This window comes from Streptomyces sp. NPDC127197 (assembly GCF_042672405.1).
In the GTDB taxonomy this organism is placed as follows: Bacteria; Actinomycetota; Actinomycetes; order Streptomycetales; family Streptomycetaceae; genus Streptomyces; species Streptomyces flavusporus.
Map to the genome: position 1 here is coordinate 119908 of NZ_JBHXVG010000008.1, position 23376 is coordinate 143283.

Below are 23376 nucleotides of genomic sequence, written 5' to 3' on the forward strand. Positions count from 1 at the left end.
GCCAACGCATGCCCCCGCCGCGCACCGCGTGGTTCCGGCATGCCGCGACCACCCCGTCCCCGACGAAAAAGGTTCAACGTGTCCGTCTCCTTCCTCCGCCGCATCGCCGCCCCCAAGAAGGCCCTCACCGGCGTCGCCGTCGCCGCCGCCACCGCCGGAATGGCTCTGTCCGCCACCCCGGCCCAGGCTGCGACCACTGCTTCTCCCACCCAGGCCAAGGCGATCGCCAAGCAGATGGTCCCTGCCGAACACTTCAACGCGTTCAGCAAGATCGTCGAGCACGAGAGCGGCTGGGACGTCGACGCCACGAACCCGTCCTCCGGCGCCTACGGCCTGGTCCAGGCCCTGCCGGGCTCGAAGATGGCCGCCGCCGGCGCGGACTGGAAGACCAACGCCAAGACCCAGATCAAGTGGGGTCTGGACTACATGAACTCCCGCTACGGCAGCCCGACCGGCGCCTGGAGCTTCTGGCAGGCCAACGGCTGGTACTGATCAGACCCAGCAGCACCCAAGAACGAGGCGGCGGCCCCCGATCCCCGGGGCCGCCGCCTTCGTCGTGTGCAGCAACGGCTCACCTCAAGGAAGTGGCCCGGCTCTCCCAACCCGTATGAGTGAGGGTCCCGGAATCAGGCTTGCTCGACTCCCCTCGATGTTTAGTGAATGCTAAACTCCCGAAAGGATCGAAGGTGGAAGAGCAGTGGGACGTCTACCTGACCGACGAGGTGGATCAGTGGCTGCACGACGTGGAGAAGGCCGACCCGGCGTCGTACGTGCTGGTGAACCAGGCGATCTGGATCCTGTGAACGGACACGTCAGGTGGTCAGCCAGCGGGCATCGGGAGCGGGCAGAGGAACTGTCCGGCGGCCGAGATGCATTCGTCGAAGGCACTCAGCGCATGCTCGACCAAGCCCGGGCCTGGCGACTGGTCGACATGCGCCAGGAGCGCGGTTTCACCCAGGCTCAGGTGGCGGAACGCATGGGCGTGACCAAGGGCCGGGTCTCCCAGATCGAGTGCGGACAGGTCTCCGGGACGGATGTCGTGGCGCGGTATGTCGAGGCGCTGGGCGGCAGCCTCGTCATGGTGGCGGTCTTCGACGACGGGGAACTGCGCAAGGTCGGCTGAGCGCACCCGCACGGCGCAGCGCCCCGCAGCCCTGGATGCTTCCAGCACCGCTCGGCGCTCACTTCCCCCAGCCCCAGGTGGCCCCAGTGTCAGGCGCCCGGGACAGAACTGATTCCGGCCCCAGGTACGGAAGTCGGGGGAGGCAGGGGCGGGGCGTAGGGGGTTGCTCCTGCCTCCCTCGAGTACATCAGCCGGCGGTGACCCGGAGCTCCTTCACTCCGTTGATCCACGCCGAGCGCAGCCGGCGCGGGTCGCCCGCGAGGCGCAGGTCGGGCATCGCGTCGGCGATCGCGTTGAAGATGAGCTCGATCTCCAGGACGGCCAGCGACTTGCCCAGGCAGTAGTGGGGGCCGCCCCCGCCGAAGCCGAGGTGGGGGTTCGGGTCGCGGGTGATGTCGAAGGTGTCGGGGTCGGTGAAGACCTCGGGGTCGTGGTTGGCGGAGGAGTAGAAGATGCCGACCCGGTCGCCCTTGCGGATCAGCTTGCCGCCGAGTTCGGTGTCCTGCGTGGCCGTCCGCTGGAAGGAGACGACGGGTGTCGCCCAGCGCACGATCTCCTCGGCCGCCGTCTGTGGCCGCTCCCTCTTGTACAGCTCCCACTGGTCGGGGTGGGTGAGGAAGGCGTGCATGCCGTGCGTGATGGCGTTGCGGGTCGTCTCGTTGCCCGCCACGGCCAGCATCAGCACGAAGAAGCCGAACTCGTCCGAGCCCAGGTTGCCCTCGTCTTCCGCCGCGACCAGCGTGGTGACGATGTCCTTCGCCGGGCACTGCTTGCGGTCGGCGGCCATGTTCATGGCGTACGCGATGAGTTCCGTGGCCGACTCGGCGCCGACCTCCTCGGTGATGGCGTACTCCGGGTCGTCGTACGCGATCATCTTGTTCGACCACTCGAAGATCTTCGACCGGTCGTCCTGCGGGATGCCGATCAGCTCGGCTATCGCCTGCAGGGGCAGTTCGCAGGCGACCTCCGTGACGAAGTCGAAGGGGCCCGAGTGCCCCCGGGCGTTCTCGACGATGGAGTGCGCCCGCGCCCGCAGCCGCTCCTCCAGCGCCCGGATGGCCCGCGGTGTGAACCCGCGCTGCACGATCTGACGGACCCGGGTGTGTTCCGGCGGGTCCATGTTCAGCAGGATCAGCCGCTGGGCGTCGATCGCGTCGCGCTCGATGTGCTCGTTGAAGCGGATGATCGCGGTGTTGAGGTACGAGGAGAAGAGCTCGGGGTGGGTGGAGACGTACTTGACGTCGGCGTGCCGGGTGACGGCCCAGTAGCCCTCGTCCTGGAAGCCGGCGAGCCCCGCGGGCTGAGCGATCCAGCGGACCGGTTCGACGCGGCGCAGTTCGGCGAACTCCGGGAGGGGCACACGGTGGTGCAGCAGATCGGGGTCGGTGAAGTCGAACCCTTCGGGAAGCGCTGGACAGGGCATCGGCGGCTCCAGCCATCTGACGATGCGAGCTGATCTGACGGTGCATCAGAACACGGAATCGCCGTGAAGGTAGTAACGGGTTCTACAACTCGCAAGGGGTACGGCACCCCGAATTGGAGCCCAATCGCATGCAAGACCCTTGCGGTGATGTACATCACGTCAGCAGACTGCTCACAGAACTAGAACACGTACTAGTTACTGGTTCTGGATCGGTTCTGCCTGGTTCTGGACGAGAGGACCCGCCCCCATGGCCGCCGAACCCGTGATCGTCGAAGCCGTACGCACCCCCATCGGCAAGCGCGGCGGCGCGCTCGCCAACCTCCACCCCGCCTACCTCCTGGGCGAGACCTACCGCGAACTCCTCGGCCGCACCGGTATCCCCGCCGACTGCGTCGAACAGATCGTCGGCGGCACGGTGACCCATGCCGGCGAGCAGTCCATGAACCCCGCGCGCACGGCCTGGCTCACTGTGGGGCTGCCGTACGAGACGGCGGCGACGACGGTCGACTGTCAGTGCGGGTCCTCGCAGCAGGCGTCGCACATGGTGGCCAACATGGTCGCGGCGGGCGTCATCGACGTGGGGATCAGCTGTGGCGTCGAGGCGATGTCGCGGGTGCCGCTGGGGTCGGGGTCCAAGCACGGCCCCGGGAAGCCGTTCCCCGACGAGTGGAACGTGGACCTGCCCAATCAGTTCGAGGCGGCGGAGCGCATCGCCCGCCACCGGGGGCTGACCAGGGAGAACGTTGACTCGCTGGGGCTGATCTCTCAGGAACGGGCCGCCGCCGCCTGGGCCGAGGAGCGGTTCAAGAGGGAGACCTTCGCCGTCCAGGTCCCGACGACCGAGGAGGAGCAGCGCGCCGGGCAGGGCATGTGGCGGCTCGTCGACAAGGACGAGGGGCTGCGCGACACGTCCATGGAGGCGCTGGCGAGCCTCAAGCCCATCATGCCGACGGCCGTCCATACGGCGGGCAACTCGTCGCAGATCAGCGACGGCGCGGCGGCGATCATGTGGGCGTCGAAGCGGATGGCGCGTGCGCTGAAGCTGAGGCCGAGGGCGCGGATCGTGGCGCAGGCGTTGGTAGGGGCCGACCCCCACTTCCACCTCGACGGGCCGATCGACGCGACGAAGGCGGTGCTGGGCAAGGCCGGGATGTCCCTGAAGGACATCGACCTGGTGGAGATCAACGAGGCCTTCGCGTCCGTGGTGTTGAGCTGGGCCCAGGTCTTCGAGCAGGACCTGGAGAAGGTCAACGTCAACGGCGGTGCGATCGCGCTCGGGCACCCGGTGGGGGCCACCGGGGCCCGGCTGATCACGACCGCGCTTCATGAACTGGAGCGGACGGACAAGGAGTTCGCGCTGGTGACGATGTGCGCGGGGGGCGGACTGGCCACCGGCACGATCATTCAGCGGCTGTAGTCGCCGTCCAGCCGACGAAGGTGGTGAACGCGGCGGGGTCGAGGGTGAGGATCGGTCCCGCCGGGTTCTTGGAGTCGCGGATGGCGAGGGTGGTGTGGGGGGTTTCGGCGATCTCGATGCAGTTGCCGCCTTCGTCGCCGCTGTGCGAAGACTTGCGCCAGGCCAGGGGCCCGAGGGGCGCGCATTCGACGCAGGATCCGCCTTGATCGCTGCTGTAGCTGGACTTACGCCACTGGATCCCCGCCGGAATCGCGTTGCTCGCCATAGCGTTCCTCCATTACGCGCCGGATCAACTCCGCCGAGTCCTTGAGGGAGAGCGCGGCGGCTTGAAGATGATCGTAACGGAGCGAGCAGTCTTTGACGGTGTCCGGGTTGGCGGTCGGATGCCCGCTTCCGTAGCCCTCGGTGTAGACGATGGACGGGTCGCTCGCGAAGCGGAAGAGGTCGAACGGGCCTGTCAGTCCCGCGTGCGCGCCGGTCGAGAACGGCAGCACCTGGATGTTGATCCGAGGGTTGTCCTCAAAGGACAACAGGTGCGCCAGTTGCTCCCGCATGGTCTGCGTGTCGCCGATCTCCTGGTACAGGGCGGCCTCGCCAACGATCGCCCAGAAGACCGGCGGCTCCGCCTTCTCGAAAATGCGCTGACGTGCCAGTCGTACGGCGGTCCGGTCGTCCAAGTTGCTCTGATCCAGCACGCCGAGCACGGCACCCGCGTATGCCGGAGTCTGAAGCAGACCGTGAACCATGTGCGTGTGAAACGTACCGATCTCGACCGCCCGCGCCTCCAACTCCGCCACCTGCTGAAACCAGCCCGGAAGTTGACTACGCATCACCAGCTCAAGCAACCGGGACAGTAAGCCACCCGTCCCCAACGCCACATCCGCCCGCTCACTGAACTGCAACGTCGGCAGTTTCCGGGCCGTCTCGATCTGGCCGACCAGTGAACCGGTGCAGTAGACGATGCTCCCGAGCTGCTTCTGGGTCAGGCCGGCGGCCTCGCGGTACCGGCGTAGCTCGAAGCCGTAGTAGTCGAGTGGCGAGGCGCCCGGGTCGAGGGTGTTGATGTGGGTCACGCAGCGGCCCCTCTCACGCAACTCGGTCCACTTCGGGACCTGTTGTATCCGTTCCGTAGCCCAGCGTAGTGACGGCAGGTCAGTCTCGTCGTGTGAACGAACACATTCCCCCCGCCTACTTGGCCCCCCGCCTCGTCCAGTACCGCATGAGCCTCACGGTCAGCGAGCACTCGGCCCGCCACATCCGCCGTATCGTCCGCTCGCTCCTGGCGGAGTGGGACCTGCCGGAGCTGGCCGACGCCGTGGAACTCGCCGTGACGGAGCTGGTCGCCAACGTCGTACGCCATGTCCCGGACCGGCGCTGCACGCTGCTGGTGCTGCGGCAGGGCGCGGGAGTTCGGGTGGAGGTGACGGACGGGTCACCTCAACTCCCTGTCATGCCAGTCGGCTTGTCGCGGGAGGCGGAGGGCGGGCGGGGCCTCGTCCTGCTGGACGCGATGGTCGACAAATGGGGTGTGGGTCCCGTGACAGGGGGTGGCAAAGCGGTGTGGTTCGAGTGCTGGTGCGGAAAGACCTGTGAGGCAGGTCAGGATGCGGGCGGTCTGTGAGCAGGGGGCCCGCGGGCACGGGGGGAGCGTCGGTGCTAAGACAAGAGGCACTGTTCACGGAACTGCTGAAGGGTGTGCTGGCCGAGCAAGAACTGCGCGACAGCCTGACCCGAAGCGGCAGCGTGAACGAGCAGCATCTGGAATCTGCCGCGGAAACGGAGCGTCGCCGCATTCTGGGACAAGCCCAGGATGCGCAGAAGGCGTATGAGCAGGCTTTCGCCAGAGCTCGCATGGAGGGCCGGCTCCTCAGGCTGTTTGTGGGGGTTGGCACGCTGGTGCTGCTGATGCTGCTCACGTCAGCGGTGGGGTACGGCTGGAGTGCCGCACTCAAGGAAGCTCTGACCAATGACCGTTCCGTTTCGGTCAAGTCCGCTGCGGGCGACGCGTTCGGACTCCTCGTGTTCATGATCTTGATCGCGGGCGGGTTGGCCTTCGTGGCCTGGTGTGTCTACTGGCTTCTGTCACGCAATGTGCGGGCAGGCGTACCCGCGGCAAAGGGTCGTCAGCTGCTCGTCAGTGTGGGGCTCGCGTATTGCTCCTTGGCGGTGGTGTGCGCGATCTCGGTGGGTGCCTACCCGACAGAGGTCGCCTGGCAGCTCCGGCACGATCGGCCTTTGGAAGAGGTCGGCGGATACGGCTGGGGCGCCTGGATCGCGCTGGGCGCACTGGTGTTGTTCGTGCTTCCGGTGCTGTGGCTGCGCAGACTCGCACGGTCGGACCAGTCCGGGCAGTCCCTTCCCCTCGCCCACCGGATCGCCGTATTCGACCCACGGGAACGGAACCAGGCGGAACAACAGGCCATGGCCGAGTGGCGGGAGGCCGTACGGCAGGGCTTGAGAAGCTTCATGCGGGAAAAGATCAGCGAACGCACCGAGCGTGTTTTCTCCACCGAGCTCTCCATCGATGACGCCCCGGGCCTGAAGCAGCTTCGCGCCGGCCATGAACATGTGGAGACGCCGGCCGACAAGCAACTGGCCATGATCAGCGCGGGAATGGAGAACGGAAGCATCGCCCTGTCGGGCCCACGCGGGGCGGGCAAGACGCAACTGCTACGAGTCTTCTGCAAGGTCGACGAGGCGGATACGGCGGGGCAGTTGAGCCTCGTCGAGTCGGTGCCGGTCCTGTTCGACCGTCGGGAGTTCATGCTCCATCTGTTCTACAAAGTGTGCGACCGCGTGATCAAGGAAGGTCTCGGCACGGCACAGGAAGCCGAGCGGCACAAGCGCTCGATCCGCTATCTGCAGACCCACTCGGACGAGGCGGCCCTCAGCGCCGGCTGGCGGAGCTGGAACCTGTCGGCGAGGAAAGCGACATCGCTCGCCCAGCAGCCGCAGACGTACCCGGAGATCCTGGACAGCCTGAAGAGGTTCCTCAGCCGGACCGCGCTGGAACTGGACGAAAAGAACCGGCGGGTGGTGATCGGTATCGACGAACTCGACCGGATCGAGCCGGCTGCCACCGCACGCACCTTTCTCAACGAACTCAAGGCCGTGTTCGACGTGCCGAAGTGCCTGTTCGTGTTGTCGGTCTCCGACGAGGCCCTGCGGGAGGCGGAGTTGGCGCCGGTCGGCCGACGGGATGCCTTCGACAGTGCGATCGACGAGATCATCCGGGTCGAACCCCTCGATCAGAGAACCGCCGAGAAGCTGCTGGGCCGTCGGGTCGTAGGGCTGCCCGTCCCGTTCACCGCTCTCTTCTACTGCCTGTCGGGCGGAATGCCGCGAGACCTCCTGCGGACGGCCCGCGCGGCCATCTCGTACGTGGAGCCGGAACAACGCATCACGCTGGCCGACCTGGCCCGCAAGCTGGTGAACCGTGAACTGGACCGCATTGCCAACACCGCCGGCGGCTCCGAGGAGTCGGCCGAACTCGCGCAGCTCTTCCGCGCGGACCTGGTCGCCGAGCACGGCGGACTCGGCGCACTGGGAGGCGTGATCCACCAGCAGGCCGGGGAGACCGGCGACCGTGCCCGCGTGGGCGCGACGCTGGCCAACCGCGCCTACCATCTGGACACGGTGCTGAGGATCTTCACCAGGGACCTCACCGAAGACCGTTTCACCAGGGCCTCCGATCCCGGGGTCTCCGGCTCCTTCGCGGCCCTCGCCAGAGCCCAGCGCGAGATCGGCACGGCCGACACGCTTGCCCGGTCCACGCTGCAACGCGTCAGAACGGCTTGGTCGTTGCCGACGCTGCCTCCCATGCCTTCCGCCTGAAGTGAGCCATTTCCGCAACGCGGCCGACACGCGGCGCCTCAAGTACGAGGTGGGAGCCCTGATCCGGGGCGGCTGACGACGGCGGAGGGCGCCGGCTCCGGCTCCCGCTCCGCACCGACCGCCCCAGCCGTGGCCGTGCGCGCCCGCGGCCCCTGGAACACATAAGCCAGCCCGAACCCGGCGCCGACCACCATCGCTCCGCCCACCGCGTCCAGGACCCAGTGGTTGCCGGTCGCGACGATCGCCGAGAGGGTGAAGAAGGGGTGCAGCAGGCCCAGCGCCTTCATCCATCCCTTCGGCGCGACGATCGCGATCACCACCCCGCACCACAGCGACCACCCGAAGTGCAGTGACGGCATCGCGGCGTACTGGTTGGTGAGCGCTGTCAGCGTGCCGTAGTCCGGCTGGGAGAAGTCCTGGACGCCGTGGACCGTGTCGACGATGCCGTGGTCCGGCATCAGGCGGGGCGGGGCGAGGGGGTAGGCCCAGAAGCCGACGAGCGCGAGGAGTGTGGTCAGGCCCAGGGTCGAGCGGCCCCAGCGGTAGTCGACCGGGCGGCGCCAGTAGAGGACGCCGAGGACGGTCAGCGGGACGACGAAGTGGAAGGACGTGTAGTAGAAGTCGAAGAACTGCCGCAGCCAGTCGATCTTGACCACCGCGTGGTTGGCCCAGCGTTCGATGTCGAGGTGCAGGATCCGCTCCAGCGAGAGGATCTGCTCGCCGTGGTGCTCGGCGCGCTCCCGGCCCCCGGATATCGTGCCGCCCGTCGCCGCCAGCCGGACCTGGGAGTACGCGGCGTAGGTGACGCGTATGAGGAGCAGTTCCAGCAGGAGGTTCGGGCGGCCTAGCACCCGGCGCAGGAACGGCAGCAGCGGGATGCGCTGCCAGCGGGCCGGGACCGGCGGCGCGTACTGCGTGGGGATCGGGGAGCGGTAGTACGGCGACGTACGCGACAGGAACGGTACGACCGTGGCGGCGGCGATCGCCGCGAGCAGGACGACGTTGTCGCGCAGCGGGTGGAGGGCGGCCATGTTCGGCAGGATCATCTTCGCCGGGAGCGTCATGACCACGACCACGGCGACCGGCCACACCAGCCGGTCGGAGGCCCGTTTGCCGACCCGGCCGACGACCGCGAGGAGGACCCAGAGGAGCTGGTGCTGCCAGGCGGTGGGAGAGACGACTATCGCCGCGCAGCCCGTGATCGCGACGGCGAGCAGGAGCTGCCCGTCGTGGGCGTGGCGGACGGCGCGGCGCAGGCCGAGGGTGGCGATCCCGGCGCCCAGCACCAGGAAGACGGCGATCTCCAGCGGGCCGGACAGGCCCAGACGGAGCAGGGCGCCGTGCAGGGACTGGTTGGCGAGATCGTCGGCCCGGCCGCCGAGACCGACGCCGGCCATGTGGTGCACCCAGTAGGTGTACGAGTCGTGCGGCATCGCCGCCCAGGCGAGCGCGGTGCAGGCGGCGAAGGTCGCGCCGAGGGAGGCGGCGGCGTGCCGGCGGCCGGTGAACCACAGCAGCGGGGCGAACAGCAGCACGGTCGGCTGGAAGGCGGCGGCGACACCGATCAGGGCGCCGCCGGCCCGCTCGCCGCGCACGGCGAAGCAGCCGAGCAGGACGAGCAGGACGGGGATGATGCTGGTCTGGCCGAGCCAGAAGGCGTTGCGCACCGGCAGCGACAGCATCAGCAGGCAGATCGCGACGGGCGCGGCGAACAGCGAGCTGCGCCGGCTCACCGGCTTCGGCAGGGCGCGCGCGGCGACCAGGCCGAGCACGACGACGAGCAGCAGCGTGCCGAAGGTCCAGCCCCAGCCGAGCGCCTGTTCGGCGGAGCGGGTGAGGGGCTTGAGGACGAGGCCGCCGAAGGGGGTGCCGGTGAAGCGCGTGGAGTCGTACAGCGAGCCCTCCACGTGCAGCACGCCGTCCGGGCCGACCCAGGTCTCCAGGTCCGTCAGCCGCTCGCCCCTGGGCGTACTGAGGATGACGGCCATCTGCCGTACGGCGAGGATCGCGGCGACCAGCCACAGACCCAGCCGCGCCGCGCGCTGCCGTGCCCCGGCCGTGCCGACCGCCGCCGCCGCCCCGAAGGCTTCCCCCGGTCTCCCGGTGTGCTCCGCATTCGCCACGCCCCGCGGCCCTCCCGCCCCGTTCGTCCCACGTGTCCCGCGCATGGGTCCCTTTGCGATCCTCATGAGGCTCGCACCACCCCCGGAGGGGGACGCAGGCAACCCCCGCTTCACCTGACGTCCGCTCTCCTTTTGTCCGGAAGACGATAGTCGGAGGGGGATCGGGTTGCCCCCACCGGGCGCGAGATGGATCACAGTCGGCGCCGGAATGACGGGTTCCGGGGCGGGCCGACGCTCCTGGACATACGGCGTTTACCTACCCCATACAGCGAAACGACCACGGTACGTAATCGGGACAAGTGCCCCTATGGTCGCTTTTTGGCCTGCCGCCGTCGACGCCGGACGGGCCCGCCCCTGTCCCCGTCGAAAGGTAGGCGAGCGAAGTTTTGACGACTGCCACAGTCGCCGCCCCGCATCCGTCCCCGACCACCACCCACGCCCCGGACGTCACCGTCACCGACCCGGCCCTCGTGAAGCGCGCCGTGAAGGCGGCCGCGCTCGGCAACGCCATGGAGTGGTTCGACTTCGGCGTCTACAGCTACATCGCCGTGACCCTGGGCAAGGTCTTCTTCCCCACGGGCAACGCGACGGCTCAGCTGCTGTCCACGTTCGGCGCCTTCGCCGCGGCCTTCCTGGTCCGCCCGCTGGGCGGCATGGTCTTCGGCCCGCTGGGCGACCGTATCGGCCGCCAGAAGGTCCTGGCCCTCACCATGATCATGATGGCGATCGGCACGTTCGCCATCGGCCTGATCCCGTCGTACGCCGCGATCGGCGTCGGCGCGCCGATCCTGCTGCTGGCCGCCCGCCTCGTGCAGGGCTTCTCCACAGGCGGCGAGTACGCGGGCGCGTCCACCTTCATCGCCGAGTACGCACCCGACCGGCGGCGCGGCTTCCTCGGCAGCTGGCTGGAGTTCGGCACGCTCGCCGGCTACATCGGCGGTGCGGGCCTGGTCACCCTCATGACCGCCCTCCTGTCCACCGAGGACCTGCTGTCCTGGGGCTGGCGGATCCCGTTCCTGATCGCGGGCCCGATGGGCCTCATCGGCCTGTACCTGCGGATGCGTCTGGAGGAGACCCCGGCCTTCGCGGCGGAGGTCGAGAAGGCGGAGTCGGCCCGGCCGAAGGTGCCGATGCGCGAGATGATCTCCGGCCAGTGGAGGGCCCTGCTGCTCTGCATGGGCCTGGTGCTGGTCTTCAACGTCACCGACTACATGCTGCTGTCGTACATGCCGAGCTACCTCACGAGCGAGCTCCACTACGACGAGACGCACGGCCTGCTGGTCGTCCTGGGCGTGATGGCGCTGATGATGATCGCCCAGCCCTTCACCGGCGCCCTGACCGACCGCATCGGCCGCCGCCCGGTGATCGCGGCGGGCTGCGCGGGCTTCCTGGCCCTGTCCATCCCCGCGCTGCTGCTGATCCGCCAGGGCAGCCTCGCCGCTGTCGCTCTGGGCATGGGCGCCCTGGGCCTGCTGCTGGTCTGCTTCACGGCGGCGATGCCCTCCGCGCTCCCCGCCCTGTTCCCGACCCGGGTCCGCTACGGCTCCCTCTCCATCGGCTTCAACATCTCAGTCTCCCTCTTCGGTGGCACGACGCCGCTGGTGGTCACGGCGCTGATCGGGGCGACCGGCGACATGATGATGCCCGCGTACTACATGATGGCGGCGGCTGTGATCGGCGGTGTCGCGGTGTGGTTCATGACGGAATCGGCGGGGCGCCCGCTGCCGGGGTCGGCGCCGGCTCTGGAGCCGGCGGAGGCGGTTGGGCGCTGACGCGCGGCTGCGGTACCCGGTTGCGCAACCCGCGCTACCGGGTACCGCCCGTGCGTACGGTAACGAGCCGCCGCTCTCCAAGCGCCCGGCGTGGGAGCCGGCCGAGGTGGGTCGCGCAGCCCGGCGCTGACGGGATGCCGCCCGTGCCCACCCGTGCCGCCCTGGGGGTCCCCCCTCTGGGGGAGGCACGACTGCCCGCGGACTGACGGCCGTCGGCGTGCCGCTCTCGTCGTGAAACCCCGTGGCGACTACCTTCGTTAGGGCAACTAGTTAGACGCCCTAATTACGGAACCGCTTCGCACACGAGAGGCAATGCGCATGAGCGAGTCGCAGACCTGGGACGCCGTGGACGACTACTTCCGCACCCATCTCTCCCCCGACGACGAGCCCCTCCAGGCCGCCCTGCGCGACAGCGAGGCCGCCGAACTGCCGCACGTCAACGTCACGGCCCCCCAGGGCAAGCTGCTCCAGCTCCTCGCCCAGATCCAGGGCGCCCGGATGATCCTGGAGATCGGCACGCTCGGCGGCTACAGCACCATCTGGCTCGGCCGCGCCCTCCCCGCCGACGGCCGCCTCATCTCGCTGGAGTACAGCGCCAAGCACGCCGAGGTCGCCACCCGCAACATCGCCCGCGCGGGCCTCGACAAGCTCGTCGAGGTGCGGGTCGGCCCGGCGCTGGAGTCCCTGCCCCAGCTCGCCGACGAGAACCCGCCGCCCTTCGACCTGGTCTTCATCGACGCCGACAAGGCCAACAACGCCCACTACGTGGAGTGGGCCCTCAAGCTCACCCGCGCCGGCAGCCTGATCATCGTCGACAACGTCGTACGCGGCGGCCGCGTCACCGACGCGGCCAGCACCGAGCCGGACGTCCAGGGCGCCCGCGCCGCCATCGAGCTGATCGGCTCCCATCCCAGGCTGAGCGGCACGGCGATCCAGACGGTGGGCAGCAAGGGCTACGACGGCTTCGCGCTGGCACGGGTCCTGGCATAGGACTCCGCCGTCACTCAGAGCTCGTGGTAGAAGCCGACGTTGACGCTGCGCGGCGCGGTGCGGTCCTGGATGACGATCTCTCCGTTGCCGCCCCGCGGCAGCGGCACGGTGCCGCCGTAGGCGAGGGGCTGGGTGTACCCGCCGGCCATCAGCCGGACCTCGGAGGACGGGTCCGGCTGCGAGCCGCGCAGCCAGGTCACCTGCCAGCTGCCGTCCGGGCCGCACAGGAACTCCAGATGGACCCGCGAGACGAACAGCCAGTCGTCGGGCGTGGCGAGCCGGCACACGGACTTGTCCCGGCCCACCCGCAGCACGGCGCCCGGCTCGCTGGGCGCGTCGGCCATGAGCATGCCGGCCGTGGCGCCCGCCTCCGCCCCGGAGACGGTGGCCATGGTGAGTTCGAGCACGTGCGCTCCTTTTGTCACGTCCCTGCGCGGGGCTCAACGTCCTTGCCCGGCGGACTGGTTGGCCCACCGCCGCCGAATGATAAATCGCCCGGCACGACGGCGTCCGGCACAATGGCCCCATGACCGAGCGAAAGCCACCGGGCGTGAGCTTCGAGTCCTGGACCGACAAACAGATCCGCGACGCGGAGGCGCGCGGCGACTTCGCGCATCTGCCGGGCGCGGGCAAGCCACTGCCGAGAGAGGTCGAGGCGACGTACGACGAACAGTGGTGGATCAAGCGCAAGTTGGCCCGCGAGGGCCTGTCGGTCCTGCCGCCGACACTCGCCCTGCGCAAGGAGGCGGAGGACGCCCTCCTGGCCGCCACGAAGGCACCGTCCGAGCGGGCCGTGCGCAAGATCGTCGAGGACATCAACGTCAAGATCCGCGACATGATGTTCAAGCCGCCGCCCGGCCCGCCGCTGGGTCTGAAGCCGTACGACGTCGAAGATGTCGTACGACAGTGGCGGAAGCGCCGGACGGCGGCCTCTTAGCAGGTCACGGCGGCCTCTTGGGAGGTCAGGGGCGCAGCAACCGCTCCGCCAGCTCGCGGTAGTCCTGCAGGGCCAGACGGAGTTGCTCGGTGTCGGTGGTCGCGGGCGTGCCCTCGTCCGTCGACTGCCAGGACCTGCGCAGGGTACGGCGCCGCTGGGTCACCGCGTCCGTGAAGCGGGCGGCGATCTCCTCCAGCACGTGGTCCGCCTCTTCGACGGCGGCCCGCGGGCCGTCCACGAACCCGGAGACCGCCTGCTGCATCCGCAGTCCCAGTTTGTCGGTCTCGTCGTGCGGGAGCAGCGGGGCCATACGGGCCGTGGGGGCGGCCGGGTCCGCGGGTCCCGAAGGACCGGGGCTCGGGACGGGCGCCGCACCGCGCGCGGTGCCGCCGGTGCCGCCGGCCTCGCGGGCCGTCGCGGGGGCCGCCTCGTGGCCGGTGAGGTTCTCGCGGCGCCCGGTGCGGTCGGGCTCGCCTTCCGCGCCGCCGCCCGTGGGTCGTGTCACGTCGGTCATGCCTCAACTCCCTTTCGCGTGCCGCCTGAAGCCCCACAGCAGGTGCTGGCGGCCACCGGCGTGGGCCGGCCGCCTGGTCTTCTGCTCGGCGACGGGGCGCCCCTCGTCCTCACGGGCCGGGCGTACCAGGTCGTCGAACAGGGCGCGGGCCTCGACCATGGCCTCACGCATCTCCTCGGTGGCGGCGGGCCCGTCCTGCGCGGCGTCCGTCCGCCCTTCCTGGGCGCCGCCGACCTGTGCGCGTGCGATGCGGTGGACGCGCCGGTAGCCGTGCACGTGGTCCGCGTGGTGCACGGACAGCGCGGCGAGCTGTTCCTCGTACTGCCCGCCGTCCGGGAAGCCGCGCGCCCCGGCCAGCTCCGCGAGCAGCCGGTCGGCCTCACTCACCGCGTCCTGCGGCGAGTCGACGAACCGCTCCTGGGCGGCCGTCCAGCGGGCCTCGAACTGCTCGCGCTGCACGGGCTCGAGGGGCCGTTCCCGCAGGTTGCCGTGGCGCTCCAGGCGTTCGGTGAGTTCGCGCTCGGCGGCCTTGGTGTCGCCGTCGTGCCGGGCCACGGCCCGGTCGTACTCGGGCCCGAAACGTCGCCGCAGGTCCCGTCCGCCGGTCGCACCACGGCCGCGCAGGGCCAGGGCGGCCGCGATGAGGACGACCACCGCCGCAATCACGATCAGAGCAATGATCCAGCCAGACATGAATGCCTTCCGGGTTCTCGACCCGACCGGCCCTTCACCGGGCCGGTCCGCTGACCGGGTTGCCCACGCACCCCCGCCCAAACGACCCCGTCTGCGGCCGGAGCCCGAGGTGACGCATATTCGGTTGCGGGCCCCGCCCACCGTCTCCCGACAATGAGCGGCATGACCTGGACCGTCGCTCCCGAACCCGTCGACTCCCCGGACGCCGCCGCGCTCTGGCGGGCGTACTACACGGAGGTCAGCGACCGCTGGTACCTGCTGCACCAGGGCCGCCGGACCGACCCGGCCGAACTGGAGCGGGAGATCGCGGCGAACGCGGGCGACCGCCTCGCCCCGCCCGCCGGGCTTCTGCTGGTGGCGCGGTACGACGGCACGGCCGTCGGCACCGCGGGCGTACGGCTGACGGAGGATCCGTCGATCGCCGAGCTCACGCGTGTGTTCCTGCTGCCGGAGCTGCGCGGGAAGGGCGGGGCGGCGCTGCTCGTCGCCGCCGCCGAGGACGCCGCGCGGGAGCTGGGCGCCGAGCGGATGATCCTCGACACGCGGAGCGACCTGGTGGAGGCGCGGGCGCTGTACGCGCGGCTCGGTTACGAGGAGACCGCGGCACACAACTCCGACCCGTACGCCGAGCACTGGTTCGGCAAACGGCTCATCTCGAGGGGGTGACCGGACGGGCTGCGTGCGGCTCCTCCCGGTCCGAGCCGCACAGCTCCTCGTTCAGCTCTCTGACCAGCTGCACCAGGTCGGTGGGCCGGTCCGGGCCCCACCAGTCGCCGAGCAGCCCGGCCAGGGACTCCTCGCGGGCGTGCGCGAGCCGTTCGGCGACCACGCGCCCCTGCTCGGTGAGGACGAGGTCGAGGCCCTCCCGGACGGCCAGCCGCCGTTCCTCGATCTGCCGGGCGGCCTCCAGGACGGCACCCAGCGGGACGGTGGCACGCTCGGCGAGCACGCCCGGCTCCACGGAGCCGTACCGCTTGATCCGCAGCAGCAGCCAGCTCGCCGCCGGCAGCAGGTCGTAGCCCGCGCGTGCGGTGATCTTCCGGTAGACCTCGCGCCGGCCCTCGCGGGTGCCGAGCACCGACAGGGCGCGGCACACCTCGTCGTACGACGACCGGTGCACGGGGTTGCTGGCCAGCGTCTCGGTGACGTCGGGTGCCGTGACCGAGCCGCGCAGCCGGTCCTCCTTCAGGAACCACGCCAGCACGAAGCCGAGGAGAGCGACGGGAGCGGCGTACAGGAAGACGTCCGTGATGGACGAGGAGTACGCGTGCAGGGCCGGCGGGCGCAGCCCCGGTGGCAGGTCGGCGATGCCGCGCGGGTCGGCTTCCAGGGAGTCGATCGACACGCCGGGCGGGAGCTGTACGCCGCGGAAGGCGGACGCCAGAGCGTCGTCGAGGCGGCCGGCGAAGACCGTGCCGAAGATGGCGACTCCGAAGGCGGCCCCGATGGAGCGGAAGAACGTCGCGCCGGAGGTGGCGACGCCCAGGTCCTGGTACGAGACGGCGTTCTGCACGATGAGCACCAGCACCTGCATGACCAGGCCGAGCCCCAGGCCGAAGACGAAGAGGCAGCCGCTGATCACGGCGTCGGAGCTGTGCTCGTCGAGTTCCTTGAGCAGGAGCAGACCGACCGTCGTGACGCCGGTGCCCATGATGGGGAAGACCTTCCAGCGGCCGGTGCGGCTGACGATCTGGCCGGAGGTGGTGGAGGCCAGCAGCAGGCCCAGCACCATCGGCAGCATGTGCACGCCCGACCAGGTCGGCGTGATGCCGTGGACGACCTGCAGGAAGGTCGGCAGGTAGGTCAACGCGCCGAACATGGCGAAACCGATGATGAAGCTGATGGCGGCGGTGAGGGTGAAGGTGCGGATACGGAACAGCTTCAGCGGCAGAACGGGTTCCGCCGCCCTCCGCTCGACCAGCACGAACGCCACGGCGAGCAGGACGGCGAGCACCGCGAGCCCGACGATCTGCGGCGAGCCCCAGGCCCAGGTGGTGCCGCCGAGGGAGGCGACCAGCACCAGGCAGGTGGCGACGGCCGCGATGAGGAAGGTGCCCAGGTAGTCGATGACGTGCCGGGTGGCTGTGCGCGGCAGATGCAGCACGGTCGCGATCACGACGAGCGCGACGACACCGAGCGGCAGGTTGATGTAGAAGACCCAGCGCCAGCTCAGGTGCTCGGTGAACAGCCCGCCGAGCAGCGGCCCCAGGACGCTCGACGTGCCGAAGACCGCACCGAACAGCCCCTGGTAGCGGCCGCGGTCGCGGGGCGGCACGAGATCGCCGACCATCGCCATCGACAGCACCAGCAGCCCGCCGCCGCCCAGGCCCTGGAGGCCGCGGAAGGCGATGAGCTGCGGCATGTTCTGCGCCATACCGCACAGCGCGCTGCCGACCAGGAAGATCACGATCGCGGTCTGGAACAGCCGCTTGCGCCCGTACTGGTCGCCGAGTTTGCCCCACAGCGGGGTCGCGGCGGTCGACGCCAGCAGATACGCGGTGACCACCCAGGACAGGTGCTCCAGACCGCCGAGGTCGCTGACGATGGTGGGCAGCGCGGTCGACACGATCGTCTGGTCGAGGGCGGCGAGCAGCATGCCGAGGAGCAGTGCGCCCAGCGACACGAGGACACCGCCGGGCACGCCTTCCTGGGCGCCGGTGCCCGGAACGTCCCTCGTCCTGCCGCGCGTATCCCCCGCCATGGAGACCTCCCGAGGGCTGCCGTGGTTACGCCATCCATCGTGGGCGATCTGCCCGGTTATGGCCCGTCGAGTCCGCTTGGAAGGTGTGGTTCCGCTGTGACTCCGAGGCTTCGGGAACAGGACCTCCACGAGATCTGCATAATCTCTGGGGTCGCGAGGAGTCGCGAGGGGAGGGGACGGACGCGTGGTGGAGCCGAAGGGGCATCGGTGCCCGGAGTGCGGGGCGCCCAGGGGGGCGGACAACACCCCCTCCTGCGCCTGCGGCCGGCGTGCGTCCGACGCGCTGCGCGACGCCCGTACGGCGGAGCAGGCGGCGGCGGAGGACTTTGATCCGCTGCGCATCCGGCCGTACGTGGACCTCGACGGGGAGGAGGTGTCCCAGGCTCCCCCGGACGCCGAGGTCACGATGCCCCTGCGCGCCGTCGAACCCGACCCGCTCCCCACGCCCAGCGCCACCGACCTACGGCTGTTCGAGGCCCCGGATCCGGACGCGCCCACCCCGGACGTCGGCCTGGAGCGGCCCCGCAACCATCGCCGTACGGCACTGCTCGCGGTGGCCGGCGCCGTCGTCGCCGTCGTCGCGGCGGCCGGGTTCGCGAGCGGGCTGTTCTCCTACGAGACGCCGTCACGGGACGACGCGCTGCCGCAGGACGTACGGGAAGCCGTACCCGACGCACGTACCAGCGAGGCACCCCGAACGCCGTCCACGACCGCCCCCTCGGCGACACCGACACCCACGACGCCGTCACCGACGACAAGCCCGACGTCCCCGTCCCCCACCCCGACCCGCTCGGCGCCCACCACATCCCCGACCCCGCCCCGGACCCCTACCCCCACCGCGACAACGACCGGACCCACCGCCCCTGAGGCCCCCGAAAACGACCGCGACGAGAACACCCCCGTCCTACGCCCCGGCGACGACGGCTCCGAGGTCGTCGAACTCCAACTCCGCCTACGCCAGCTGTACCTGTACAACGACGAACCCCACGGCCACTACAACCACCGCGTAGAGGAAGCCGTACGCAACTACCAGTGGGCACGCGGCGTACAGCCGGACGAACTGGGGGTCTACGACGAGAAGACACGGGAGCGCCTGGAGTCGGAAACGTCGGAGCCGTAACGCTCCGCCGCGCTTCCCGCCCACCGACCCGCAAACGGCCCCAGCGCCCCCGCACCATCCGACGCACCCGCATCGCCCCATCAACCGTTCCTGAAGACTGAGCAGGAGTGAACCCGTTCAGCCGCACGCCCCGAACGGTCTTGAGCGCACTGGTCCCCGGCGTACTCAACCCCGGGGCGGCGACACGCATCCCGTGCGTGGTCCGAGCCCAGGAGGCCAGTTCCCTGCGCAACCTGGCCATATGGGCACGGCCAGAGGCGACGGGGAGGCCCCGCACCATCCCTCTGGTGGAGCGGGGGCCCCGCACGCTGGCGCCATACCCGGCGTCCCAGATCGCACGATCACGTTAACCCGGACGGCTCAGGGCCGCACAAGCCCGGAAGTCGACGATCACACGATCGTGTTAAAGCGACTTCATGTGAACTGCACGCCGAACTTGCCAACCCCCTCCTCCACCCGCACGCCCCTAAGATCCGGCACCAGCACATCCGGCCGATAACCCCCCGCCCGCACCCCAACCCCCACAACCCGCATCCCAGCCGCCCGCCCGGCCGCAATCCCGGCCCCCGAATCCTCGAAGACGAGACAGTCCGCAGGCGCCACTCCCAATTCCGCGGCCCCCTTCAAGAACCCCTCCGGATCAGGCTTGCTCGCCCCCACCGACTCCGCGGTCACCCGAACATCAGGCATCCCCAGCCCCGCCGCAGCCATCCGCGCCGTCGACAACGCAACATCCGCCGAGGTCACCAGCGCATGCGGAAGCCCCCGCAGGGACGCCAGAAACTCCGCCGCCCCCGGCACCGGCACGACGCCGTCCATGTCCGCCGTCTCCTCCGCGAGCATCCGCGCGTTGTCCGCAAGGTTCTGCTCCATCGGCCGGTCCGGCAGCAGCACGGCCATCGACGCGTACCCCTGCCGCCCGTGGACGACCTTCATGACCTCGTCCCCGTCGAGCCCGTGCCGCTCAGCCCAGCGCCGCCAGATGCGCTCCACCACGGCGTCGGAGTTGACGAGGGTGCCGTCCATGTCGAGCAGGAGGGCGCGGGCGGTGAGCACGGTGGTGGCCAGCATCGGCAGCTCCAGAACGCGGGGTGCGGGGCGGTGGCCCGAAGGCACAAGGTGACCCTCGAAGGGACAAGGTGACCCCCCGGAGGGACAAGGTGGCCCCGCCCGCCGGTCAGGGAAAACGGGCGGGAACCACTTTGTTCCCCCACGGTACAAAACAAACCCGGCATGCCGCCACCACCTTGGACAACCGTTCACCGGGCGTTCAGCTCACCCGGCAGCGGCCTCCCACAGACTCCACACCCCGAGCCCCAGCATCAGCAACGCCGCGATCTTGGTGATGAGCCCCAGCGGCACCCGCTTCATCAGCGCACGCCCACCGACGATGCCCAGGCCCGCCACCGCCCACAGCGCCAGCACCGCACCCAGTCCGACGGAGAGCGGATCGTCGTAACGCGCCGCGAGGTTCGCCGTCATGATCTGCGTCAGATCCCCGAACTCGGCGACGAGGATGAGCATGAACCCGGCCCCGGCGACCTTCCAGAAGGACTGGTCCTCCGGCTTGCGGATCTCCTCCTCGTCCTCGCCCTTGTTCCTGAGCAGCATCGCCGCGCCCCCCAGGAAGAGCACGCCGGTCACCGCGTGGACGACCTGCTGCGGCAGCAGCGTCAGCACGCTGCCCGCCGCGACGGCGAGCGCGACATGCAGCGCGAACGCGGCGGCGACACCGGCGAAGACGTAGGAAGCGCGGTAGCGGGTGCCGAGGACGAGGCCGGCGAGTGCGGTCTTGTCCGGCAGTTCGGCGAGGAAGACGACGCCGAAGACGAGCGCCGTGACGGTGATGCTGATCAAGGTTCCTCAATCGGTCGGGGCCGCCCCGCCGAGAGTCGTACGTCGTCAGCGACACCTCGGCACGGCAGCACACGTGGCACCCGTGCCGTACGGCTCGGGCGTGCACTGCTTGCCGAAGGTCTCGCTGGCCGGCCTCACCTTCGAGGCCCGCCTCCGGGCGCCGGCTCAGACGAGCTGAGCAGTATGTCGACGGTCCGGCGAAGAGCTACTCCCCTTCTGCGCCGTCCATCGTACGCGACACGCCTGGAGTGAAAAGTTCCGCCTTGAACCTTGTCGTGTCATGCCCGCGTCACTAACTTGCCATCGCACGCACACGCGTACGCAACACGGCACCGCGAGCATTCCCTCGCTCGCACGCCAACACCCCCACATCCCCAAGGGAGTTCGCATGGCCAGGTTCTACGCGCGTCGACGGCTGAGCACAGCCGCGGCGTTCAGCGCCCTCATAGCCTCCGTGGCCCTCTTCAACGCCCCCACCGCCTCCGCCGCCCTCCCCACTCCGGTCAGCGGCGCCACCGCCCGCAGCTACCTCGCCCAGCTCACCGTGGCGACCGAGGACCGCACCGGCTACAACCGGGACCTCTTCCCGCACTGGATCACACAGTCGGGCTCCTGCAACACCCGTGAGACCGTCCTCAAGCGCGACGGTTCGAACGTCGTCACCGACTCCTCCTGCGCCGCCACCAGCGGCAGCTGGTACTCCCCGTACGACGGCGCCACCTGGTACGCCGCCTCCGACGTCGACATTGACCACCTCGTGCCGCTGGCCGAGGCCTGGGACTCCGGCGCCGACAGCTGGACCACCTCCCGCCGCCAGTCCTTCGCCAACGACCTGACCCGCCCGCAGCTCATCGCGGTCACCGACAACGTCAACCAGTCCAAGGGCGACCAGGACCCGGCCACCTGGATGCCGTCCCGCACCGCCTACCGCTGCACCTACGTCCGCGCCTGGGTCCAGGTGAAGTACTACTACGGCCTGTCGGTCGACTCGGCCGAGAAGAGCGCGCTGCAGAACTACCTGGCCCCCTGCTGATCCGCTTTCCCTGGCGTTCATGAACGGAACCTCGCCACCGGCCTCCGTCGTTCCGTACCGTACGGGGCGACGGAGGAGGGTGATCACGTGGCGGGACTGCGCCTGGGTCCACTGCTGAGGTACGCCGACGGCTCGTCCGCGACCGTATGGGTCGAGGCGAGCCGTCCGTGCACCGCCGAGGTGCGCTGCGCCGACGGCGCCCGCGGTACGGCCCGCACCTTCCAGGTCGCGGGCCATCACTACGCCCTCGTGCCGGTCAGCGGCCTCACTGCGGGCACGGCGACGGAGTACGAGGTGTTCCTCGACGGCACGCGCGTGTGGCCGCTGCCGGACTCCCCGTACCCGCCCTCGGTCATCCGCGCGGGGACGACCGGCGACGCCGTCCGCGTCGCCTTCGGCTCCTGCCGCTGGGCCGCTCCCCCGGCCGACGAGAAGGACCCCGTCGGCCCCGACGCCCTGGACACCCTGGCCGCCCGCATCGCGGCCGATCCCACGGCCGAACGACCCGATGTGCTGCTGCTGTTGGGCGACCAGGTCTACGCCGACGAGGTCTCCCGGGCGACCCAGCGCTGGCTCGCCGCCCGCCGCGACCTCAGCGAGCCGCCGGGCCGGGAGGTGGCGGACTACGAGGAGTACACCCGCCTCTACTACGAATCCTGGCTCGACCCGGAGGTGCGGTGGCTGCTGTCCACCGTCCCCAGTTGCATGATCTTCGACGACCACGACGTCATCGACGACTGGAACACCTCCGCCGCCTGGCTCGCCGACATGCGGGCCACCGACTGGTGGCGCGAACGCCTGCTGAGCGGCCTGATGTCGTACTGGGTCCACCAGCACCTGGGGAACCTGTCTCCGGCCGAACTGGCCGCCGACGCCCTGTACGCGGCCGTACGCGACACCCCCGACGCGACCGACCTCCTGCGCGCCTTCGCCGCGAAGGCCGACGCCGACCCGACGTCCGTGCGGTGGAGTTACCGGCGCGACTTCGGCCGCGTACGGCTGCTGATGGTGGACACCCGCGCCGCCCGCGTTCTCGACGAGCAGGCGCGCTCGATGCTCGCGCCGGGCGAGGCGGAGTGGCTGCGCGCACAGGCGCTGTACGAGCCGGGCTCGTACGACCATCTCCTGATCGGCACCTCCCTGCCGTGGCTGCTGCCGCACCTGGTGCACGACGCCGAGGGGTGGAATGCGGCGCTGTGCCGGGGCGAGAAGGGCGAGCGCTGGGCGCGGTTCGGGGAGAAGGTGCGGCGGGCGGCGGACCTGGAGCACTGGGCTGCCTTTCCCGGCTCCTTCGACGCGCTGGCCGCGCTGATCGCCGAGGCGGGTTCGGGGGACGGGGCACCGGCGACGGTGTGCGTGCTGTCGGGGGACGTGCACCACGCCTACGTGGCCGAGCCCGTCTGGCCCTCGGCCGGCCCCGACGCCCGGGTCGTCCAGCTCACCTGCTCCCCCGTGCACAACTCCATCCCGCTGTCGATCCGGCTCGGCTTCCGCTTCGGCTGGAGCGGCTTCGCCCGCTTCCTCGGCCGCCGGATCGCCGGGCACGGCCGTGTCCCGCGCCCGCCGATCGACTGGCGGCGCACGGGCGGCCCGTGGTTCGGCAACCAGCTCATGACGCTGACACTGAACGGCCGTTCGGCGCGGCTGCGGCTGGACCAGGCCAGGGCGGACGGGCGGGGCGGAGCGCGGCTGACGACGGTGGAGGAGTCGGTCCTCACCACCACATGAGGCACATCCGGGACCTGTGGGACGCGCGTTGGCTTCTGTGGCGCCCGAAGGCATGATGAGGCGGACCGTCCGCTTCCCGCGGGCGGTTCGCCGCTCTGCGCCCCACACGCC

The 23376-nt window shown here is 70.2% G+C and carries 22 protein-coding genes; 12 read left to right on the forward strand and 10 right to left on the reverse strand.

Going from position 1 to position 23376, the window contains the following annotated elements; translation table 11 throughout:
* The first annotated feature begins 78 nt into the window (after nt 1–78).
* Together ACFVJQ_RS15235 and ACFVJQ_RS15240 are read left to right on the forward strand one after the other, a co-directional pair.
* Nucleotides 79–492, forward strand: a complete 414-nt coding sequence (locus ACFVJQ_RS15235) for a transglycosylase SLT domain-containing protein (protein ID WP_385263056.1) — start codon at nt 79–81, stop codon at nt 490–492.
* Nucleotides 493–895: 403 nt separating this feature from the next.
* A complete protein-coding gene (locus ACFVJQ_RS15240) occupies nt 896–1123 on the forward strand; it encodes a helix-turn-helix domain-containing protein (RefSeq protein WP_385263060.1) in 228 nt (75 codons plus the stop codon).
* Between the two features lie 187 nt (nt 1124–1310).
* Here the strand turns inward: ACFVJQ_RS15240 and ACFVJQ_RS15245 are convergent, their stop codons facing one another.
* On the reverse strand, nt 1311–2546 hold the full coding sequence (locus tag ACFVJQ_RS15245) for a cytochrome P450 (protein ID WP_385512015.1): 1236 nt from the start codon (nt 2544–2546) through the stop codon (nt 1311–1313).
* 247 nt (nt 2547–2793) lie between these two features.
* Between ACFVJQ_RS15245 and ACFVJQ_RS15250 the strand changes: the two genes are divergently transcribed.
* Nucleotides 2794–3963: a steroid 3-ketoacyl-CoA thiolase gene (locus ACFVJQ_RS15250; protein WP_385784028.1), complete on the forward strand. Its 1170-nt coding sequence runs from the start codon at nt 2794–2796 to the stop codon at nt 3961–3963.
* Here the strand turns inward: ACFVJQ_RS15250 and ACFVJQ_RS15255 are convergent.
* Complete coding sequence (locus ACFVJQ_RS15255; protein WP_385784031.1) at nt 3947–4228, reverse strand: DUF397 domain-containing protein; 282 nt, start codon at nt 4226–4228, stop codon at nt 3947–3949. The two genes, ACFVJQ_RS15250 and ACFVJQ_RS15255, sit on opposite strands and share 17 nt — an antisense overlap.
* Complete coding sequence (locus tag ACFVJQ_RS15260) at nt 4188–5036, reverse strand: helix-turn-helix domain-containing protein (protein ID WP_385784034.1); 849 nt, start codon at nt 5034–5036, stop codon at nt 4188–4190. The genes ACFVJQ_RS15255 and ACFVJQ_RS15260 overlap by 41 nt, the downstream gene beginning before the upstream one ends.
* Before the next feature lie 92 nt (nt 5037–5128).
* Here ACFVJQ_RS15260 and ACFVJQ_RS15265 point away from each other — a divergent pair, with 92 nt between their 5' ends.
* Together ACFVJQ_RS15265 and ACFVJQ_RS15270 are read left to right on the forward strand one after the other, a co-directional pair.
* A complete protein-coding gene (locus tag ACFVJQ_RS15265; RefSeq protein WP_385512020.1) occupies nt 5129–5584 on the forward strand; it encodes an ATP-binding protein in 456 nt (151 codons plus the stop codon).
* Between the two features lie 74 nt (nt 5585–5658).
* Nucleotides 5659–7797: a P-loop NTPase fold protein gene (locus tag ACFVJQ_RS15270; RefSeq protein WP_385784037.1), complete on the forward strand. Its 2139-nt coding sequence runs from the start codon at nt 5659–5661 to the stop codon at nt 7795–7797.
* 38 nt (nt 7798–7835) lie between these two features.
* On the opposite strand, the gene ACFVJQ_RS15275 is transcribed toward ACFVJQ_RS15270, so the two are convergent.
* Nucleotides 7836–9920 (reverse strand): bifunctional glycosyltransferase 87/phosphatase PAP2 family protein, encoded by a 2085-nt coding sequence (locus ACFVJQ_RS15275; RefSeq protein WP_385784040.1) that lies wholly within the window; start codon nt 9918–9920, stop codon nt 7836–7838.
* Between the two features lie 386 nt (nt 9921–10306).
* Here ACFVJQ_RS15275 and proP point away from each other — a divergent pair, with 386 nt between their 5' ends.
* The gene (gene proP / locus ACFVJQ_RS15280) at nt 10307–11692 is read left to right on the forward strand and encodes a glycine betaine/L-proline transporter ProP (RefSeq protein ID WP_385512026.1); all 1386 of its coding nucleotides are present in this window, start codon (nt 10307–10309) and stop codon (nt 11690–11692) included.
* Between the two features lie 318 nt (nt 11693–12010).
* On the forward strand, nt 12011–12682 hold the full coding sequence (locus ACFVJQ_RS15285; protein WP_385784043.1) for an O-methyltransferase: 672 nt from the start codon (nt 12011–12013) through the stop codon (nt 12680–12682).
* A 14-nt stretch (nt 12683–12696) separates the two neighbouring features.
* Here ACFVJQ_RS15285 and ACFVJQ_RS15290 read toward each other — a convergent pair whose 3' ends face one another.
* A complete protein-coding gene (locus ACFVJQ_RS15290; protein ID WP_224735980.1) occupies nt 12697–13089 on the reverse strand; it encodes an FHA domain-containing protein in 393 nt (130 codons plus the stop codon).
* A gap of 119 nt (nt 13090–13208) precedes the next feature.
* Between ACFVJQ_RS15290 and ACFVJQ_RS15295 the strand changes: the two genes are divergently transcribed.
* Entirely contained in the window at nt 13209–13619 is a 411-nt protein-coding gene (locus tag ACFVJQ_RS15295) for a DUF1992 domain-containing protein (RefSeq protein ID WP_385512030.1), read from the forward strand.
* Between the two features lie 25 nt (nt 13620–13644).
* Here ACFVJQ_RS15295 and ACFVJQ_RS15300 read toward each other — a convergent pair whose 3' ends face one another.
* Both ACFVJQ_RS15300 and ACFVJQ_RS15305 read right to left on the reverse strand, forming a co-directional pair.
* Nucleotides 13645–14133 (reverse strand): hypothetical protein, encoded by a 489-nt coding sequence (locus ACFVJQ_RS15300; RefSeq protein WP_385784047.1) that lies wholly within the window; start codon nt 14131–14133, stop codon nt 13645–13647.
* A gap of 3 nt (nt 14134–14136) precedes the next feature.
* Nucleotides 14137–14826 carry a hypothetical protein gene (locus ACFVJQ_RS15305; RefSeq protein WP_385512033.1) on the reverse strand — a complete coding sequence of 230 codons (690 nt, stop codon included), beginning with the start codon at nt 14824–14826 and terminating at the stop codon, nt 14137–14139.
* A gap of 162 nt (nt 14827–14988) precedes the next feature.
* On the opposite strand from ACFVJQ_RS15305, the gene ACFVJQ_RS15310 reads away from it, so the two are divergent.
* A complete protein-coding gene (locus ACFVJQ_RS15310; RefSeq protein ID WP_385512034.1) occupies nt 14989–15492 on the forward strand; it encodes a GNAT family N-acetyltransferase in 504 nt (167 codons plus the stop codon).
* Here the strand turns inward: ACFVJQ_RS15310 and ACFVJQ_RS15315 are convergent.
* A complete protein-coding gene (locus tag ACFVJQ_RS15315) occupies nt 15476–17527 on the reverse strand; it encodes a DHA2 family efflux MFS transporter permease subunit (RefSeq protein WP_385784052.1) in 2052 nt (683 codons plus the stop codon). The two genes, ACFVJQ_RS15310 and ACFVJQ_RS15315, sit on opposite strands and share 17 nt — an antisense overlap.
* Nucleotides 17528–17711: 184 nt before the next feature.
* Here ACFVJQ_RS15315 and ACFVJQ_RS15320 point away from each other — a divergent pair, with 184 nt between their 5' ends.
* Entirely contained in the window at nt 17712–18647 is a 936-nt protein-coding gene (locus ACFVJQ_RS15320) for a peptidoglycan-binding protein (protein WP_385784055.1), read from the forward strand.
* A gap of 414 nt (nt 18648–19061) precedes the next feature.
* Here ACFVJQ_RS15320 and ACFVJQ_RS15325 read toward each other — a convergent pair whose 3' ends face one another.
* Both ACFVJQ_RS15325 and ACFVJQ_RS15330 read right to left on the reverse strand, forming a co-directional pair.
* Nucleotides 19062–19718, reverse strand: a complete 657-nt coding sequence (locus ACFVJQ_RS15325) for an HAD-IA family hydrolase (RefSeq protein ID WP_385784058.1) — start codon at nt 19716–19718, stop codon at nt 19062–19064.
* A 204-nt stretch (nt 19719–19922) separates the two neighbouring features.
* Nucleotides 19923–20504 (reverse strand): TMEM165/GDT1 family protein, encoded by a 582-nt coding sequence (locus ACFVJQ_RS15330; protein WP_385512042.1) that lies wholly within the window; start codon nt 20502–20504, stop codon nt 19923–19925.
* Nucleotides 20505–20892: 388 nt separating this feature from the next.
* On the opposite strand from ACFVJQ_RS15330, the gene ACFVJQ_RS15335 reads away from it, so the two are divergent.
* Together ACFVJQ_RS15335 and ACFVJQ_RS15340 are read left to right on the forward strand one after the other, a co-directional pair.
* Nucleotides 20893–21537 (forward strand): HNH endonuclease family protein, encoded by a 645-nt coding sequence (locus tag ACFVJQ_RS15335; protein ID WP_385512044.1) that lies wholly within the window; start codon nt 20893–20895, stop codon nt 21535–21537.
* An 87-nt stretch (nt 21538–21624) separates the two neighbouring features.
* The gene (locus tag ACFVJQ_RS15340; RefSeq protein WP_385784061.1) at nt 21625–23265 is read left to right on the forward strand and encodes an alkaline phosphatase D family protein; all 1641 of its coding nucleotides are present in this window, start codon (nt 21625–21627) and stop codon (nt 23263–23265) included.
* Nucleotides 23266–23376 lie beyond the last annotated feature (111 nt).